The sequence below is a fragment of the Bradyrhizobium sp. 25ACV genome (assembly GCF_054863005.1).
The window spans coordinates 223,593-241,905 of sequence record NZ_JAVAYO010000002.1 but is presented as its reverse complement, the minus strand read 5'-3'; the positions used below and the strand labels follow the sequence as shown (position 1 = coordinate 241,905).

16 protein-coding genes and 3 pseudogenes are annotated in these 18,313 nt (G+C 61.9%); 4 read left to right on the top strand and 15 right to left on the bottom strand.

The window, feature by feature from the left end:
• Positions 1-86: 86 nt before the first annotated feature.
• The 11 genes from ccoS to RAD04_RS04860 form a co-directional block, all read right to left on the bottom strand.
• A complete protein-coding gene (ccoS, locus tag RAD04_RS04910) occupies positions 87-308 on the bottom strand; it encodes a cbb3-type cytochrome oxidase assembly protein CcoS (protein ID WP_461622865.1) in 222 nt (73 codons plus the stop codon).
• Positions 308-2,497, bottom strand: coding sequence for a heavy metal translocating P-type ATPase (locus tag RAD04_RS04905; protein WP_461622864.1), 2,190 nt, complete (start codon positions 2,495-2,497; stop codon positions 308-310). Before RAD04_RS04905 ends, ccoS begins: the two co-directional genes overlap by 1 nt.
• A 12-nt stretch (positions 2,498-2,509) precedes the next feature.
• Positions 2,510-3,010, bottom strand: coding sequence for a FixH family protein (locus tag RAD04_RS04900; protein ID WP_461622863.1), 501 nt, complete (start codon positions 3,008-3,010; stop codon positions 2,510-2,512).
• A gap of 18 nt (positions 3,011-3,028) precedes the next feature.
• The gene (gene ccoG, locus RAD04_RS04895; RefSeq protein ID WP_461623162.1) at positions 3,029-4,489 is read right to left on the bottom strand and encodes a cytochrome c oxidase accessory protein CcoG; all 1,461 of its coding nucleotides are present in this window, start codon (positions 4,487-4,489) and stop codon (positions 3,029-3,031) included.
• A 93-nt stretch (positions 4,490-4,582) separates the two neighbouring features.
• Positions 4,583-5,455: a cytochrome-c oxidase, cbb3-type subunit III gene (gene ccoP / locus RAD04_RS04890; RefSeq protein WP_461622862.1), complete on the bottom strand. Its 873-nt coding sequence runs from the start codon at positions 5,453-5,455 to the stop codon at positions 4,583-4,585.
• A gap of 3 nt (positions 5,456-5,458) precedes the next feature.
• Positions 5,459-5,623, bottom strand: a complete 165-nt coding sequence (locus RAD04_RS04885; protein WP_461622861.1) for a cbb3-type cytochrome c oxidase subunit 3 — start codon at positions 5,621-5,623, stop codon at positions 5,459-5,461.
• Positions 5,624-5,635: 12 nt separating this feature from the next.
• The gene (ccoO, locus tag RAD04_RS04880) at positions 5,636-6,370 is read right to left on the bottom strand and encodes a cytochrome-c oxidase, cbb3-type subunit II (RefSeq protein WP_375848175.1); all 735 of its coding nucleotides are present in this window, start codon (positions 6,368-6,370) and stop codon (positions 5,636-5,638) included.
• An 8-nt stretch (positions 6,371-6,378) separates the two neighbouring features.
• Entirely contained in the window at positions 6,379-8,004 is a 1,626-nt protein-coding gene (ccoN, locus tag RAD04_RS04875; protein WP_461623161.1) for a cytochrome-c oxidase, cbb3-type subunit I, read from the bottom strand.
• 90 nt (positions 8,005-8,094) lie between these two features.
• Positions 8,095-8,544, bottom strand: a complete 450-nt coding sequence (locus RAD04_RS04870; RefSeq protein ID WP_461622860.1) for a hypothetical protein — start codon at positions 8,542-8,544, stop codon at positions 8,095-8,097.
• A 67-nt stretch (positions 8,545-8,611) separates the two neighbouring features.
• The gene (hemN, locus tag RAD04_RS04865; RefSeq protein ID WP_461622859.1) at positions 8,612-9,946 is read right to left on the bottom strand and encodes an oxygen-independent coproporphyrinogen III oxidase; all 1,335 of its coding nucleotides are present in this window, start codon (positions 9,944-9,946) and stop codon (positions 8,612-8,614) included.
• A gap of 15 nt (positions 9,947-9,961) precedes the next feature.
• Positions 9,962-10,189 (bottom strand): hypothetical protein, encoded by a 228-nt coding sequence (locus tag RAD04_RS04860; protein ID WP_270163367.1) that lies wholly within the window; start codon positions 10,187-10,189, stop codon positions 9,962-9,964.
• Positions 10,190-10,794: 605 nt separating this feature from the next.
• Here RAD04_RS04860 and RAD04_RS04855 point away from each other — a divergent pair.
• Both RAD04_RS04855 and RAD04_RS04850 read left to right on the top strand, forming a co-directional pair.
• A complete protein-coding gene (locus RAD04_RS04855) occupies positions 10,795-11,535 on the top strand; it encodes an IS66 family transposase (RefSeq protein ID WP_461622858.1) in 741 nt (246 codons plus the stop codon).
• Between the two features lie 11 nt (positions 11,536-11,546).
• Positions 11,547-12,104, top strand: a pseudogene (locus RAD04_RS04850) (IS66 family transposase).
• A gap of 282 nt (positions 12,105-12,386) precedes the next feature.
• Here the strand turns inward: RAD04_RS04850 and RAD04_RS04845 are convergent.
• A complete protein-coding gene (locus tag RAD04_RS04845) occupies positions 12,387-13,973 on the bottom strand; it encodes an asparagine synthetase B family protein (protein WP_461622857.1) in 1,587 nt (528 codons plus the stop codon).
• An 806-nt stretch (positions 13,974-14,779) separates the two neighbouring features.
• Here RAD04_RS04845 and RAD04_RS04840 point away from each other — a divergent pair.
• Positions 14,780-15,128, top strand: a pseudogene (locus RAD04_RS04840) (DDE-type integrase/transposase/recombinase); the annotation flags it as partial.
• On the opposite strand, the pseudogene RAD04_RS04835 reads toward RAD04_RS04840, so the two are convergent.
• Positions 15,129-15,503, bottom strand: a pseudogene (locus RAD04_RS04835) (helix-turn-helix domain-containing protein); the annotation flags it as partial.
• A gap of 44 nt (positions 15,504-15,547) precedes the next feature.
• Here RAD04_RS04835 and RAD04_RS04830 point away from each other — a divergent pair.
• Positions 15,548-15,805, top strand: coding sequence for a LexA family protein (locus tag RAD04_RS04830; protein WP_461622856.1), 258 nt, complete (start codon positions 15,548-15,550; stop codon positions 15,803-15,805).
• 437 nt (positions 15,806-16,242) lie between these two features.
• Here RAD04_RS04830 and fixJ read toward each other — a convergent pair whose 3' ends face one another.
• Both fixJ and RAD04_RS04820 read right to left on the bottom strand, forming a co-directional pair.
• The gene (fixJ, locus tag RAD04_RS04825) at positions 16,243-16,851 is read right to left on the bottom strand and encodes a response regulator FixJ (protein ID WP_461623160.1); all 609 of its coding nucleotides are present in this window, start codon (positions 16,849-16,851) and stop codon (positions 16,243-16,245) included.
• The gene (locus RAD04_RS04820) at positions 16,841-18,283 is read right to left on the bottom strand and encodes a PAS domain S-box protein (protein ID WP_461622855.1); all 1,443 of its coding nucleotides are present in this window, start codon (positions 18,281-18,283) and stop codon (positions 16,841-16,843) included. Before RAD04_RS04820 ends, fixJ begins: the two co-directional genes overlap by 11 nt.
• Positions 18,284-18,313: the final 30 nt, after the last annotated feature.

The window sequence follows — 18,313 nt, the reverse complement described above, 5'->3', positions numbered from 1 at the left end:
GATGGGTGGGCGGCATCGCTGAGTGGTGGCGACCGTCCGGTTTACCGAACCCCGCTCGGTTCGCCGCCCAGGCGTCCTGGTGGGCCCTACTGGTCTTTGCCGAGATTGCGATCGCGTTGACGATGCTGGGCGCTCGCCGGGTGCGCCGAGGTGGCGGATGTCTCAGGCGGCTCATCGTCGGCGATCGCCCGCCAGGCGGCACCAGCGAGATCGTCATACTGGCCGTTCTTGAGCGACCAGAGAAAGGCCGCAAGGCCGAGGGCACCGAGCATGATCGCAAGCGGAACCAGATAGACCAGGACTTCCATCAGATGGCTTCCCTCTGCCGGCGCGCGCGCAAGGCATTGAGCATCACGAGCAGCGATGAGGTGGACATCGCGGCCGCGGCGATCAGCGGCGTCACCAGGCCGGCCATGGCCACCGGAACGGCGAGCGCGTTGTAGATCACCGCGAGCCAGAGGTTCTGCCCCATCAGCCGCAGCGCCTTGCGCGAAACCCCGATTGCGGCTTCCACGGGTGCAAGCCGCTCACCGAGAAACACCGCATCGGCGACCGACTGACTCAGATGCGTCGCGGTGACCGGCGACATCGAGGCATGGGCGGCTGCCAACGCCGGCGCATCGTTCAGGCCGTCCCCGACCATCAGCACCTTGTGGCCGAGGCGCTTGAGATCGTCGATGCGCGCAATCTTATCAACCGGCGTCACCTCGGCGCGCCATCGCTGAATGCCGAGCGCCTCGGCAGCGGCCCTCACGGCCGGCTCCCGGTCGCCGGACAGCATCTCGACGATCAGACCCAGCCGATGCAGCGCAGAAACGATCTTCGCCGCGTCGGGACGGATCCGCTGCCTGACCGCGAAGACATGGCAGGTCTCACCATGCCGGAACGCAACGACGGATGCCTCGGGATCGCTCTGGAGGATTTGGTTGGCCGCCTTGTCCGCGCCGCACCAGGACGGACGCCCGAGCTTGATTTCAATGCCATCGACCACGCCGAATACACCCTTCCCCGGCTCCTCTTCGATGCCTGGCAGCGGCGTTTTGGCGCCGGCCGCACGTGCCACTGCGGCAGCTACGGGGTGGGGGCTCGACAGCGCCAGGCGGCCCGCAAGACCGAAGACATCCGGAGGGATCGCCGCAGCATTCGCAATGTCGAGCTCGGGCAAGGTCAATGTGCCGGTCTTGTCGAAGATCACGCGATCGACCGCGGCGATCCGCTCGATCGCGTCACCCGCATTGAGCAATACGCCCGAGCCAAACAAGGCGCCGGAAGCGACCGTCTGCACGGCCGGAATGGCGAGGCCGAGCGCGCAGGGACAGGTGATAATGAGGACCGCAATCGCCGTCACGATCGAATCGTGGAGCGTGGCGCCTGCGATGAGCCAGCCGATCATCGTCAGCAGTGCCGTGGCGTGGACGAGCGGGGCATAGAGCCTCGAGGCACGTTCGGCCAGACGCAGGTAGCGCGAGCGCGACTGCACGGCATTCTCGAGCAGGCGCGATATTTCAGACAGAAGCGTTGCTTCGGAGGCCGCCGATACGCGGACACGCAACGCGCCCGACCGCACCAGCGTTCCCGCATAGACCGCGCTTCCCGCTATTACCGTCGTCGGCACTGTCTCGCCGGTGATCAGGCTTTGGTCGATCTGGGAGCGGCCGCTGATGACGTTGCCGTCGACGGCCGAACGCTCGCCAGGACGGAGCAGCACGATGTCGCCGGGGCGGATCGCGGCGACGGGGACCGTGCGGATCTCCTCTTCGCTGACGAACTTGGTCGCGGTCTCCGCCTTCAGCGCGGCAAGATTGCCGGCAAAGGCGCGGGTGCGCCGTCGCATGTTCTGGTCGAGATAGCGACCGGCCAGTAGGAACGCGATCAGCATGATCGCCGCGTCGAAATAGGCGTGCTCGGCATGCATGGCAGTTTCGAACAGCGACATCGCCAGCGCCAGGACGATGCCGACCGAGATCGGCACGTCCATGTTGACATTGCGGGCGCGGAGCGCCGCCCAGGCCGAGGAAAAGAACGGCTGGGCCGAATAGGCCGCGGCCGGCAACACGATCAGCGCCGAGAGCCAGTGAAAGAAGTCGCGCTGCTCGCCCAGCATGTCACTGAGATTTCCGGACCAGACCGGCACCGACAGCATCATCACGTTCATCGCCGCGAAGGCGGCGACGCCCAGGCGCCGCAGCAGCGCACTTGCGCGCTCGGCCTCCCGTGTCTCGGCGTCGGCGCGCTCGAACGGATAGGCCCTGTAACCGAGCTCGGCAAGACGAACGACGAATAGCGCGGGATCCACCGCGCCCGCCTTCCACTCCAGCGCGAGCCGGCGGTCCGTCAGATTGACCCTGGCCGAGGTCACGTCCGGAATCTTCGACAGATTGCGCTCGATCTTGGCCATGCAACCCGCGCAATTGATGCCCTCGACTGCGAGATCGAGATGCAGGAGGCCCGGGCCCGTCCTCCTCAGATAATGTGAGAAATCGATCGTCGACTGCATTGCAGCGCTCCGTCAGTTCAGGACCACACGATTGCGCGACAGGAACAGGCGCTTTCCGTCCCGATCGGCCTCGATCACCAGCTCCCACTGTCCCGCTGCAACGCCGTGCGCGATGCCGCGGTAGCTGCCGCCGCCGCCCTCGATCATCTCAAGCAGCTGGTCCGCTCTGCGATCAGTGGGACGCTCGAGCCGGCCGAAGACCGACAATCCGGCAAGGGGCGCGCCGTCCTGCGCCGTTGCATCCAGATTCAGCCGCGCCGTCCCATCGGCCTGGCGCTCGATATGCGCACCGACTTTCCAATCGCGCCCGTTCTGTTGATGCGCGGCCTGGATTTCCTTTTGATAGGCCAGGCTCGCGCTATAGGCGCGGTCGACTTCGGTCCCCGGCAGCGTGGCGATGGCAAGCCGCATCATCACCACGTTGACGCCGATCACGACGGCAAAGAAGGAAACCACGGCGATCAGGACGAAGCGCCCGGTGATTGGCCGTATGGCGGATGAAGAAATTGTCATGTCCGGTTTCCTCTGATCTCAGGGCGTCACAAAATGATCGGTGGCCGAGGCAACCTCGCCGAGCCCGATGTCGGTGATGCGGAATTTGACCGGCTGGGTCTTCTCCACTTTCTCGTCGAAAGGCGCAGTCACCAGCACGCGCAACTCGGTGGTGGCATCGCGCGCGAGGACGATCATCGGCCGCTCGGGCGTGACGGAGTCGACGCCGACGATGTGGATTTGCGCATTGGCGGGCCCGTCGACATCGACGGCAATCACGCGATCAAAGCCGCGCTTGTTGAGGAAGCGCAGCGTATAGCCGTTGCGGATCGCGCCATCGCTTAGCTTGACCGCCACGGGGTTGCGGTCGTGCAGCACGTTGACGTCCAGCAGCGACCGCGTCAGCAGTGCACGCAGCATCACCGCGCAGACCACGGCGATCAGCGACGCATAGACCACCGTCCGGGCACGGATCGGCTTGAAGACTTCCGTCTTGCCGGATGTCCGGCGCTGAACATTGATGTCGTTGTCGTAGCCGATCAGCCGCGTCGGCCGGCCGATCTTCTTCATCACGTTATCGCAGGCATCGATGCAGAGGCCGCACTGGATGCAGCCGAGCTGCGCGCCATCACGGATATCGATGCCGGTCGGACAAACTGCGACGCACTGCTTGCAATCGATGCACTCACCGATCTTCTCGCCCAGCGCGCGCAGGTCTCTTCCCTTCTTCATCGAACAACGCGGCTCGCCACGGTCGTATTTGTAGGTGACGTTGAGCGCCCACTCATCGGTGAGCGCGGCCTGGATGCGCGGCCATGGGCACATGTAGAGACAGACCTGCTCCCGTGCGTGGCCGGCCAGGAGATAGGTCGACGCCGTCAGAATGCCGATCCAGATGTAGGCGATCGCCGGCGCCTGGAACGTGGCGAGATCCCTCACCAGTGTCGGTGCATCCGAGAAATAGAGGACCCAGGCGCCGCCGGTCCACCAGGCGATCATCAGCCAGATCGCGTGCTTCAACGCGCGCCGCGCCAGGCGGTTGGCAGTCAGCGGACCGGCGTCGGCCTTGATTCGCTCGCGGCGGTCGCCCTCGGTCCAGCGCTCCACCGCGTAGAACAGGTCGGTCCACACCGTCTGCGGACAGAGGTAGCCGCACCAGATGCGGCCGCCGAGCGCATTCATCAGGAATAAGGTGAAGGCAGCGAGGATCAACAGCCCGGTGAAGTAGTAGATCTCCTGCGGCCACAGCTCGATGAAGAAGAAATAGAAGCGCTGGTTTGGAAAATCGATCAGCACGGCCTGGTCGGGCGCGCCGAGGCCGCGATCCCAGCGCAGCAACGGCAGCAGGTAATAGACGCCGAGGCAGAGCGCCATCAGTCCCCATTTGAGTCGCCGGAAGGTGCCGGAAACCCGCTGGGGATAGATTTTCTTCTGGGGTGCATAGAGCGGCAGATCATCATCGCCGCTCATCAGCACCTTCGGCGTGACGTTCTTGGTCATCGGAAGGCCCATCAAAATCCCCCGATAAGGCTCCATTACCCTAAGGCGGAACGGCTTCACCTGGGTGAACCGCTCAAACCTCGCCCGGGATTGCTATTTGCCGCCGCCCAGCGAGTGGACGTAGACTGCGAGCGCCTTGGTCGTGACCGGGTCCAGCCGTCCGCTCCAGGCGGGCATGACGCCAGCGCGGCCCTTGGTGATCGTCTCCACAAGGATGGACTCGTCCGAGCCATAGAGCCAGATCTGGTCGGTCAGGTTCGGCGCGCCGAACTCCTGATTGCCCTTGCCATCCTCGCCGTGACAGCTCACGCAGTTCTCGGCAAAGATCGTCTTGCCGGCGGCCGGGTCATAGCCGGCCGCGGTCGAAAGTCCCGAGAGCGAGCGCACGTAATTGGCAACCATGACGATCTCGTCCTTCTTCAAGATGCCATCGCGCCCGAAGGCGAGCATCTGGCCTTCATGCGCCTTCGCGTTCCCGGATCGCGCGCCGAACTGGATGGTCTGCATGATCTGGTCGAGCGTGCCGCCCCAGAGCCAGTCGTCGTCGTTCAGATTCGGATAGCCCTTCGCGCCGGCGGCGCCGCTACCGTGACAGGGCGCACAATTGTCGCCGAACACCGCCTTGCCCCGCGCCCGCGCCAAGGCCAGGAGGGCTGGGTCCTTCTCGATGTCGGCAAGAGACGCGGTGCCAAGCGCCTCCATCTTTTCGCCGCGCAAAGCTTCGAGTTGGGCGAGATTCGCGGTAACGGCGGCGCGATTGGTGGTGTGCAGGACGCCGGTCGTATAACCGCTCACCAGCGGCCACGCCGGATAGACCACCCAATAGCCGAAGGCCCAGATAATGGTGGCATAGAAAGTCAGCACCCACCAGCGGGGAAGCGGCGTGTTCAGCTCCTTGATGCCGTCCCATTCGTGGCCCGTGGTCAACCGGCCGGACACGCGGTCGATGTCGTTGTGCGCGCTCATCTGTCAATCCTCCCGCAGCGGCATTTTCGCCGCGGCATCGAACGGCACCTTGTTGCGGGGACGCAGCGCGTGAAAGACGATGGCAAGGAAGATGCCGACGAAGATCGGCGTCCAGAAATTGAGCACGAACTGCGACACCAGGTTGTCAACGGAGACAATCGCCTTCATCACAAATCACCTTCACCGCAGATTGGCTTTTTCGTCATAGAGCTTGAAGTCGACCAGCGTCCCCAGCATCTGCAGGTAAGCGACCAGCGCATCGAGTTCGGTGGGTTCGCCCGCCTTGCCGTCGAAGTTGCGGACAACTGCATTTGGATAGCGCCTCTGGAACGCTTCGGCATCCGCACCATCGGGATCGAGCTGAGCCTTGAGGTCGGCTTTGGCATTGGCGATCTGGGCGTCAGTATAGGGTACGCCGATCGCGCGGCTGGTGCGCAGATGCGCGGCGACGTCCTCAAGCTCGAGTTCGGTCGCAGCCAGCGATGGATACCCCGGCATCACCGATTGCGGGACGATCGCCCGCGGATTGATCAGGTGCCGGACATGCCAATCATCGGAATATTTGGCGCCGACGCGGGCGAGATCGGGACCCGTCCGCTTCGATCCCCACTGGAAGGGGTGATCGTACATGCTCTCGGCGGCCAGCGAGTAGTGGCCGTAGCGCTCCACTTCGTCGCGCAATGGGCGAATCATCTGCGAATGGCAGAGATAGCAACCCTCGCGGACATAGATGTTGCGCCCGGCAAGCTCGAGCGGCGTATAGGGACGGACACCGTCGACCACCTCGATCGTACTCTTGAGGTAGAACAGCGGCGTGATCTCGACGAGACCACCGATCGCGATGACCACGAGGATTCCACCGATCAGGATGGTCGCGTTCTTCTCGAAGATCTTGTGTCGATTCCAGAAGGACATGGGATGACCTACTCGGCAGGCTGGAGCCGTCCGGCGGCTCGTGCCACCTCGGCTTCGCCGGCCCTGACGGTCATCCAGAGATTGAAGGCCATGATCAGCGCGCCGATCAGGAACAACGCGCCGCCGGCTGCACGGATGATGTAGAAGGGATGCATGGCCTCGACGGTCTCGATAAAGGAATATTCAAGGAAGCCGAGCGAGGTGTAAGCGCGCCACATCAGGCCCTGCAGGATTCCCGACACCCACATGGCGGAAATGTAGAGCACGATGCCGATGGTGGCGATCCAGAAGTGCCAGTTGACCAGCTTCAGGCTGTAGAGTCCGTTGCGATTCCACGCCCACGGCACCAGGCAGTAGAGCGCGCCGAAGGAGACGAAGCCAACCCAGCCGAGCGCGCCGGAATGCACGTGGCCGATGGTCCAGTCGGTGTAATGGCTGAGCGAGTTGACGACCTTGATCGCCATCATCGGGCCTTCGAACGTCGACATGCCGTAAAAGGCGACGGAGACGACGAGCATGCGCAGCACCGGATCGGTGCGCAGCTTGTCCCAGGCGCCGGACAAGGTCATGAGCCCGTTGATCATGCCGCCCCAGGAGGGCATCCACAGCATGATCGAAAAGGTCATGCCCAGCGTCTGCGCCCAGTCAGGCAGCGCGGTATAGTGCAGATGGTGCGGGCCGGCCCAGATGTAGAGGAAGATCAGCGCCCAGAAATGGATGATGGAAAGCCGATAGGAATAGATCGGCCGCTCGGCGCGCTTCGGGATGAAATAGTACATGATCGCAAGGAAGCCGGCGGTGAGAAAGAAGCCGACCGCGTTATGGCCGTACCACCATTGGAACATTGCATCCTGCACGCCGCCCCAGGCGACATACGACTTCGAGCCGAAGACAGATACCGGCAGCGCCGGATTATTGCCGAGATGGAGCACGGCAATTGTGACGATGAACGCCAGGTAGAACCAGTTGGCGACGAAGATGTGCGGTTCCTTGCGCTTGACCAGCGTCATCAGGAACACCAGCAGATAAGTCACCCAAACGATGGTCAGCCAAAGATCGGCGCACCACTCGGGCTCCGCATATTCCTTGGACTGGGTGACGCCGAGCAGATAGCCGGTGCCGGCGATCAGGATAAAGAAGTTGTAACCGAGCACGACGAACCAGGGCGCGAGATCGCCGGCAAGCCGCGTGCGGCAGGTCTTCTGCACGACGTAGAACGAGGTCGCGATCAGGACGTTGCCGCCGAACGCGAAGATCACGGCCGACGTGTGCAGCGGACGCAGGCGGCCGAAGGTGGTCCAGGGCAAATCGAGATTAAGCGCGGGCCATGCCAGTTGCGAGGCGATGATCAGCCCGACGGCAAAGCCGGCAATGCCCCAGAACATCGCCGCCACCGATGCGAACTTGATCGGACCCATGTTGTAGTTGGGACGCCCGTTGATCTCCTGCGGCGGCAGTTTGGCGGGGCGATCATAGTAGCGGTTGAGGATCGCAAACGCAGCCGCGATGCTGGCGGCGCATCCAAGCGACGCGTGAAAGGCGAACGGGGCGTCATGCGCGAATCCCGCACCGATCAGGCACAGGAATGCGAGCACCGCAAACAGCGGCCACAACACCGTTTCTCCGATCGTCATCGATTTTGCGCCAGCGGAGACGTTCGTCATGGTGCGACATCCTCGATGAGTGGATCAGGGAGGCACGCGCGGCGCCCGGGTTGATCGACATCAATTGCGGGTGGCGGGGGCCGGCAGAACCGGTGGGGCGCACCGCTTCACATCGTCCGCCAACGCCCGCAGCGTCTGCTCATTTGGGCAGTATTTTGCTGGGCTCGCTTGCCGCTCGTGATTCAAGTCCCGGGCGCAGCGCGCCTTGGACGAGCATTGGCAGCACACGCGTCGCAGATCGCGGAGCACGTCACCGTGAGATGCTTCCAGGTCGTCCTCGGCAAGGCCCGCATGGGAGAGGCGCCTGCTCAGGGACTGAAGCGACCCCGAAGGCTTCAAGATCAGCGCAGCGAACTCCGTCCTGGAAAGATTCAGCTCGCGCGCGATAACGTCAATCTCCCGCGGGTCCAGCCGCTGCAACTCGTTCCTGCGATCCATGGCGCCCTTCAAACGGTCACGGAGATTGCCGAACAGGGTGCTGCACGTCTTGCCGGCCGCTTCAATCAACATTTGACGATTTGGGTCCCTTTTTCGATGATGTGTTACATCCGCCAAGGGACATTGTCGTTGATGCAGATCAAATTGCCTTGCTGAACTGTGCGGCGCGCGAGCATCCATAGGTATCGAAAGTTGCGGCGATGACGCGAACGACGAGCCGGCCGGCGTCCGTTACCGTCAATCTCGCGCCGTCGAATTTGACCAGTCCGTCCGATTGCATCGGCCTCAGCATCGCCATTTCATCGCGAAAATCGGCATTTGGCGCGACGGCATCGAGATCGACGGCGAAATCGCACATCAGCCGCTCGATGATTCGCGCGCGCTGTCGGTCGTTTTCATCGCGCCGGCACCCCCTGGCAGAGGCGAGTGAGCCGGCAGCGATGGCGCCGACATATCTTGGAACATCCGTGACGTTCTGCACGAAGCCGTCCGCGAAAGTCGATATCGAGGAGGCGCCGAGCCCAAGAAGGACGCCGCTGGCATCCTCGGTATAACCCTGGAAATTGCGATGCAGCTTCCCGCCTGCCGCAGCCCTTGCGAGCGTATCGCCAGGCCTGGCAAAATGATCGATGCCGATTCTCACATAGCCGGCGGAAATCAGCTCCTCGGACATGACCTCGGCCTGCTCGATGCGCTGATCCTGCGACGGCAGCCCGGCTTCGTCGATCCGCCGCTGGTTGGCCTTGAACCGCGGCAGATGCGCATAGCCGAAACAGGCGATGCGGTCCGGCCCCATCGCCGCAACCGAGGCGCAGGTCTTTCGAACCGAGTCGGCGGTCTGCAGCGGCAGCCCATACATCAGATCGACGTTCAAATTTCCGATTCCGGCCGACCGCAATCGCTCGACGGCCGCCTCGATGACAACGCGTGGCTGAAGGCGGCCGATCGCGGCCTGGACTAAAGGATTGACGTCCTGCACGCCCAGACTTGCACGGCCGACGCCGAGTTCCGCCAGGGCGCCCACGAAGGCGACAGTCACGTGACGTGGATCGAGTTCGATCGCGTGCTCGAGGCCGTTGGCGAACGGGAATTGACGGCGGAGTGCGGCGACGACGGATCGCAAGCCGCTAGGTCCGAGAATGCCGGGCGTGCCGCCGCCCCAGTGCAGCCTGGCAATTTTGGGCCTCGCCCCGACCAGGCTCGCAACAAGATCGATCTCGGCTTCAAGCGCGCGGCGATAGCCATCGATCACATCGGCACGTACCGCCATCTTGGTGTTGCAACCGCAGTACAGGCATATCTTTCGGCAATAAGGCACGTGAAGATAGACCGAGACGGCCTGACGCGCGTTGAGGCCGGCGAGCCAAGTCTCGTGGTCTTTCGCGCCAACCTCAGGCGAGAAATCGACGGCAGTCGGATAAGACGTATAGCGCGGCACATTGTGGCCCGCATAGCGGCGCACGACGGGGTTCAAGACGCATCGACCTTGCTAGGGGGCCCGGGCCCGCTCCAGCGCGGTCGGCGCCCGGAATTCGACGGCATCCGCGAAGATCGTCCAGTCGTGGACGTGCCTCTGCCTGCAGAAGTCCGCTTCCGATCGTCGCACCGCTTCCGTCAGGGACGGAGCTTCGATGGTGAACGCCGCCTGGCAAGCACGATGCTCGTGCCCAGTGTCGTCGCAGACGGTCTTGATGAAGCGCACCTCAAATAAGGGCATTATGTTCTCCTATTTGCCGACATGTTGCTCAGAACCGGAGCGAAGTCCTTGAGCAAGATCAATCAGACATCGCGCCCGATCGCCCATCCCACTGCAACAACGGCAAAGCCGATGATCAGGATGACAGCAACGAAACTCACAACGGGACCAAGACCCCAGCCTTCATTTGCAACGATAACCCAACATCAAGCGTCGGGAACTGCCCGGAAAGCTCGCGGGTTAAACCATGGCTCCACCTCGCCTGTCGACTGCAGCCGGCTCCGGGTCCAACTCGTTCACTGTGTTGCATGACGGACGCGATCGGCCGAGACGCTGAAGGCGCGACGCGGCTTGTCTTCACTTCTCGGATGGCTCCGACCGAACCATCCAGCCGTCCATAAGTGGACAGCCCGAAGACGCCATAAGGCGAGCAAAAGAGAAAGGGCGCGGTCGCCAGCCGATTGGCGGCGATAAAGGCCGTAAGACATAGGCCTTCGAACGCAAGGTCCATTCTTTAGGCGATCGCGGCAAAGCCGACTACGGCGTGGACCACTTCCAATATTTGGGGCATGTCCCGCCTCCCGGTTTCGCTAAGAGATCCTTAGCCCGGGGGAACGGTGCGCGCGTTGATCTCGATCAACTGTCGCTATCACTTGATCCAGTTCAAGGAGCGGTCGCGCCATCGCTGGATGATCGCGCAATCAAACCCGCGACCGCGAAGAGGCTGTCTTGTACGAATGTCTCAAGGAGACGGTTCAGCATGGACGCGTGTTTCACCCAAGCCCTGTGCCGCGGCCGGCCGTTGTCGGCTGAGAGGCGAGGATTTCGCTGGAGCCGATGGCGAACGCATGTATCGTTTTGTCATGGCGATTCGTCCCGAAGCTCTCCCGACTGACGCAGCGGCTCTGACCGAGATGGTGCTCGCGCTCGACGCCGAGAATGAGATGCGGCGCGTGGCGATGCAGACGCTCAAGGAGATGATCTTCGGCAAGCGTTCGGAGCGGCTTGCGGCGATCGTCGCCGAGCAACTCGCGCTCGAGCTGGACGATCTCGCGACCGGCGCCACGCCGCCTCTGTCTGCGAACGACGATGCCCCTGCGACGAAGCCGCTCGGCAAGCCGCGCAAGAAGGCGAGGCGCAACATCGGCGCGCTGCCCAAGCACTTGCCGCGCTACGAGCAGGTGCTCGAGCCGGACGCGACGGCGTGCCCGTGCTGCGACGGCGGTCTGCACAAGATCGGCGAAGACGTGAGCGAGGTGCTGGACGTGATCCCGGCGCTCTGCGGGTGCTGCGCACGATCCGTCCCAAATATGCCTGCCGCGGCTGCACCGACGGCGTGGTACAGGCGAAGGTGCTGCCGCGGCTGATCGAGGGCGGCATGGCCTCGACGGCGCTGGTGACCCACGTGGTGGTGTCGAAGTTCGCCTGGTATCTGCCGCTGTATCGGCAGGTGCAGATGCTGGCCGGCCAGGGCATTCATCTCGACCGCGCGACGCTCGCCGGCTGGGTGAAGCGTGCCGCATGGTGGCTCGAGAGCCTCTATCAGTTGCAACTCAAGACGATCCAGGCCTCGCCGCGGCTGTTCTGCGACGAGACGCCGATGCCCGGTGCTTGATCCTGGGCGACATCGCACCCGCATCTGCCAGTTCTGGGCGCATGCGATCGATGATCGCCCACGGGGCGGCCCGTCGCCGCCGGCGGTCGCCTATGTGTTCGCCGACGGCCGCGGCACCGACAAGATTGCCGTGCAATTGACGGCTTTTCCGGCATTCTGCAGGTCGACGGCTATGCCGCCTACAAGGCGCTGGCGCGCAATCATGGCGGCGCGATCCAGCTGGCTTTTTGTCTGGCGCACCGACGCAAGTTCGTCGAGGTGTACAAGACGATGCAGTCGCCATTCGCTCATGAAGTGATCGAACGCCTGCAGGCGGTCTAGCCGAACAGCGGCTTGCGGCCCGCCGCACGCAACTTGTCAAATGGTGCGCGGACCGAACGTTCCGACGTGACGAGCGGGACGAAGAAGTACTGTTTGCTGGGTCCATTTCACCAACTTACGAATCGCCCTCGGTCATCGATCCCGTGCACAATTTGGCACTTGGCCAAACCATGCTTGGCACCTACGAGGAGTATGACTCCACGCTCCATGTCATTGATATTCTTTGATATTCTTTTGGACGATTAAGCCTCAGAATTCAGCCGCTGCGTCGGACGGACACCATCAACCAAGTTGCCGGGCGAAACGCTCCGCCCACAGAAAACGCACCAAGGCACTCGTCGCAGAAAATTCGCGCGTTGCTATTACCTTGTTCAGAAGCGTCATAACCGAATCTGGCGAAACCAAGCCTAAGTCCGCCAATGCGCAAGACTTTAGCTGGCATGCAAGTGAGTCCGCCCGCGCGGAAATCGCCCTTGGCAATACAAGCTCGAAACTCTCCTTCTTATAGTCTCGCGGAAACATCTCAAGGCCGTTACGGACACGCATGCAAAGACGGAGCATCTGCTTGTTTGCTCGAAGTTCGAGCGGTAGGGTCGCTGAAAAGTTGATCAATCGCGGATCGCCTAGCGGGGTCACTGGCCAAAGTCCTCGCATCGCGAGAGGTCGAGCATGACACAGTTTCCCTATAAGAGTCGTTGACGCGATGACGCCAGGAGGCGCGCTAAATAGGAAAGACGAACGCGCGGCATCAAGGCCGCGTCTCGTTAGCAAGGCTTCCGCATGTCCAACGGCGATATCGAAGCAACGTGACGACGGAGACCTTGCTTCACCATCCTCGCCAGAGTAGCGAAAGAAGAGCTCATCTCCTCCTATACCGGACCAGATTATCTCGCAACCCGCGTCACGAAACCTACCCCAAAGTGCGTCGAACGCCTCAAGGTAATATTCCGAAACAAGTGGCAGATGGTGGATTAAGTCGAGATTCAGATCAATCGCCGGCATGTGGGCGTTCATTTCGATCGCGTAGTCGCGGCAATTCAGTGCGGCCACAATACTATTTCGTCTATCAGTCTGGTTGGGGCTACTCTCATCACCCAGTAGTATGCCCCCACATGTTAACGATCCGACGCCCTCGCCGACAGCGATCGCGACGGAAGCGGAATCCATTCCTCCGCTCAATTCCACCGCACTTGCACCACAGTTGGTTGGTCGAGAAACGACAACCTCATGCAGCAATTGATGAAACTCACGAATCGCATCGGTGGTCGTTAACCTAGCGTGCGCATCAGGTAGTGATCGTCTTGGGCCGCAATCAAACAGTGTGTCCGACGTGTCGACGTATAAGCTCGCGCCAACTGTTAGTAGGTTAACGCCGAGGCAGGCTTGCCGTGCAGAGTAGAACGTTCTCATCGCCAGATGATGCGCGATCACTTCGGTGTCAAGCGCGCGCGATTCACGCAAGAAATCAGCAAAGTCCCAGGAAAGCGTCACCGAGCGAATGCGTTCCTCAACGGTGAAATAGATCGGCAGGCTCCCCAATTGGCCAGCTCGCACACGGAGCCGGCCGCCGCTGCGGGCCGCCTCGACGATAATGAAGTCGAGAGGCCAATTCAGGCTCTCCTGATAGCACTGGCGAAAGTGATCGGCAGAGACGTTGGCGGCGACAGCAATCGGGGCGCTCAAGTGAGCTTCCGATCGCAGGCGCTCTCGCGTGACGACGAACCATTGTTCAGACGTCTTGAGGAGAAAGCTCTCGAGACTCTGATGATGGAAAGGGTCAATATAACTGTCGCCAATTGATATTGAAGAGCCATTGGCCACAGGATCAAAGAGTTCAAGGTCGCGTATCCTCAGGCAGGCCTTGAGCATTGTTTTATAACTCGTCCGCCCCTCGTCTGAGGGGCGGCGCCAAGTAGGCATAATCGGATAGACTCAGGTGAGATAGCCGGCATAAGCGCTGTCATTCGGGAGAGAGCCCTTGGGCCACTTAATAGTCGGAGGTGCCACTGCCGGAAGTGGAAGGTCCGCTGGCATGGGCCGGGACCGCTCCTGAAGGAGCGCTTTGGCGTTAGTCATGTGATACTCCCTTTAACAAGGATTTGAGACGCTAGTGCGCATGTCGTCCGGACACGTTCTGCGGAAGCAATGGCTTGATGTTGTGGCCGACCCCGTCAGTGAACTCTCACATGTGACGCTCGGCGACACAACCTATCAAAATCGCCAGGTCCCCATTCGGACGTGCCGGCCGCCGTCCATCCGAGCTGATGCCCTCCACGTGCGGCGCGACGATCAAAGTGACACTGCGTATTGCCGCACATATCGATGCTCCCGAGTGTGATGGGTTGCCTCATCTATTTTGCTCCCGGCTAGGGTTGAGGAGGAGGCTGGGTACGGAGATGGCCGGGGTTTCGGAGCGCCCGGCCTCCACCGCTGGCACTTGGCACATCGTCGGGTTGTCGTGAGCTCATGCCCCGGCGGCGTTTTCTCCGTAGGAATCGGACGACTTCTCCTCAGTTAATGCGCCTTTATAGAGGAGGCTAAGCACGTACCGTGCCAAAGGAGAAATCGTTCTCTGTCAATATGCTAGCCCTAATACTGCTGTTTCACTCGTCCGATATTGTCGGGCATCTAACGTACTTGCGTTATCCACTCCGATTGGATTCGCTAGCTCCGCTCGCAGCCACAAAAGACATCTCGACGAAGTCCTTATCTCGATTCCGGCGAACAACATTGGTTCTGGCGCGCTGTCGACCAGAATGGCCTCGTTCTCGACGTCGTGATCAAGCGCCGACGAGATTCGCGCGCGGCGCAGCGGCTCATGAAGAAGCTCTGCAGGGGCGAAAATCACCTTTTACGTCCGCAGCACAACTCTCTCAACAATCGGGGTCCGAGAATTCTCATCAGCCGGCCTGGCGACGCGATCGGATCATGACGCGTTCAAATCGCAGCGTCAGTCTCAACGGTTCCGTCAGTTCACGATCGGGTCGTGAACTTTCCCACATCCCCTGTCCTGGATCCGTCACTGTCGGTGAGTTTGACCTTCGCGCCTGCCAGCAGCTTGAGCGTCCAGCGCGCACGGCCCTTTGGGGGACTGGCACAGGCGGTCGCCACCAGCAAGGCTTCTTCCTTGCCGGTGAGTTTGCGCTTCGCTCCGGGGCACGGCTCTTCGCTCAGCGCCCGCTCCAGATTGCCTTCCACGAAGCGTCGCTTGGTCCGATATCCGGTCGAGCCGCTTACGCCAACGCTCCTTGCGACCTCCTCGTCGCTGGTCCCGGCATCGGCGGCCAGCAAAATCTGCGCTCGCTTGAGCTTGCGGGACGCCTGCTTGCCACCGCTGAGCAGCGCCCTCAGTTCGGTGCGCTCGATTTGGCTGAGTTCGACCCGATAGCGTACATTCATGGCGTGCCGACCTCGTTCGAGGCACGCACGAACAACTGAATCGGATGGCCGGCTTGAGTCCTTCGTCAAAACTCTTCACGCCCACGCAGGGGCAGTATCTGGCTTTTATCCACCTCTATACCCGGCTGCATCGCAGGCCCCCGGTCGAGACCGACATGCAGGAATATTTCCGCGTCAGCCCGCCTTCGGTTCACCAGATGGTGCTGACGCTGGAACGCGTCGGCCTCATCAGACGGCAGCCAAGGACGCCTCGCAGCATCGAGGTCCTCATTGATCCGAAACTCCTGCCGGAGCTAATCTGACCGCCGGACCCAACCTGTCAAAATCACTGTGCAGAGCCACTAGGCGGGATCGTCTCGAAAGCCGATGCATTGAAGGCTTTGTTCCCAGTCAAGCGGCATCCTGCCGCACGACGTGACATGATGGGTACGGCCATCGACGAGATCATGTTGCACCACATCATGAGGGTCCGAGGAGATTGCAGCGCGTGCTGCAGCTGATGGAAAAGCGGAATGATGTCGCTGTGTCACTGGCGGAGGCCGCCAACTGAGACGGCCCTACTTTTCCGTTCCGTTGTTCCGTTCGAGCATCGCCATCTCAACGTGTTCCGCAAGACCCGTCAGATGGCTCGCTAGCCGATCAAACAGATCGCTTGGCCTTGTCGGTCGCAAGGTCCCGGACCAGGGCGCACTCAGGGGCATCTCTGTGAAGCTTTTCGAGATGCCTGGTTGCCCAGCCCTCACAGACCCGCAGCGAGCGCGAGACGCATCAGTTCGGACATGCTGCGCGCCCCCGTCTTCGCCATGAGGTTGGCACGATAGACCTCAACGGTGCGCGGACTGATGCTGAGGTCATGCGCAATGACCTTATTGATTTTGCCTGCCACAAGCCCCTGCAGGACATCCCGCTCGCGCGGTGACAGATCGGCAAGCCGCGCTTCAGCCTCCTTCTTCGCCGAGCTCTCGCTTCCTGCCGCGGGCCGCGCCTCCAGCGCAGAGCGGATTGCCCCCAGCAGCGCGGCATCGTCGAACGGCTTTTCGATGAAATCCGCGGCACCCGCCTTCATCGCCTCCACGGCGAGCGCGACGTCGCCGTGACCGGTGATCAGGATGACCGCGCTGGATGTTCCTTGGCGTTTCAGCTTCCTAACCAGCTCGATGCCGCTTATGCCCGGCATGCGAATATCGGAGACGACGCAGCTCAACGTCCCGGCGCCGGCGCCAGCAAGAAACGCATCGGCCGTCTCGTAGACCTGTGACTTGTATCCATTGACGTCGAGCAGGAACGCCAGCGAATCCCGCATCGCAGCGTCATCGTCGATGACGTGAATGACGGTCTTATCGTTCATCGCCCGCCTCCGTTTCGGCGAAGGGCAGCGTAAACTCGAATATTGTGCCGCCGCCGTCATTGGGGCGCGCCGCGACGCGGCCGCCATGTGCTTCGATGATGGTTCGGCAGATTGAAAGACCGACACCCATGCCGTTTGCCTTGCTGGTGACGAAGGGTTGAAACAGCTTCTCGTCGATCTCCGGCGCGATGCCCACGCCGGTATCAGTGACGGAGAAGAATGCGAACCTGTTCTGGCGGATGACACCGATGGTCAGCTCGCGCCGGCTACTCGTTTCCATCGCCTCGATGCCGTTCCTGATGAGGTTGAGCGCGACTTGCTGAATCTGCACCTTGTCGACGACGATATCGGGAAGATTGTGGTCACAGCGCAGCGAAACGCGCACCCCCTGTTCCCTGGCGCCGACCAGGGCCAGCGCCGCCGCCTCCTCGAGCAGCGTCGCCGGGTTCTCGATGGTGTGCTCGGTCTCGCCTTTGGCGACGAACTCCCGCAGGCGCTTGATGATGTCGCCGGCGCGCAACGCCTGGTCGGCGCTGCGGTCCATGGCCTCGCGCACGCGCTCCTTGTCGACCTCACCTGCCTTCAGCAAGGTCGCGGCACCGCGCAGATAACTTGTGATCGCGGACAATGGCTGATTGAGTTCGTGCGCGAGCGAGGACGCCATCTCGCCCATGGCGGTCAGCCGCGACACGTGCACCAGCTCGGACTGCAATTCCTGCATCCGGCGCTCCTGGGTTCTCCGTTCGGTCAGGTCGCGGACAAAGCCGGTAAAGTATCGCTCGGCGCCGGCCTTGGCCTCGCCCACTGCGAGCTCCATCGGAAACGTCGAGCCATCCTTGCGCTCGCCGACCACGATCCGCCCGATCCCGATGATGCGACGCTCGCCCGTAAAGCGGTAGCGATCGAGATAGCTATCGTGCTCCTGCCGGTACGGCGCGGGCATGAGGATCGAGACATTCTTTCCGATCGCCTCCGCGGCCGACCAGCCGAAGAGGTGCTCGGCTGTGACGCTGAAGGATCGCATGATGCCCCGCTCATCGATCAGAACCATGGCTTCCGGGACGGTATCCAGGATCGACTGGAGCTGCGCCTGCCGATATCGGGCGTCTTCCGTCTCCCGCAACAGCCGGTCGCCCATCACGCCGAGGATGAGCCCCATGACTGCGAAGAACGAGACATCGATCAGGTTCGCCGGGTTGCTGTAAAGGCTCGATCCCAGGAAGTAGCTGGCGCTCGCAAGACACAACAGAGTGGCGAAGATTGCAGGCCCGCGGCCGCCAGCAAATGCCGCAAAGACCACGACCGGAACATAGATCACGGTGAAGGTCCGATCCTCGAAATAATGATGCAAGGCAAGGCGCACGCAAAATATGGCAGCGACGGCAGCGGCCGCCGCCCCGTAGCGAAGCCAAAATCGGCCTTGTGCTGTCATTCAGTAGCCCGATGCAGAAACGAACGCGCC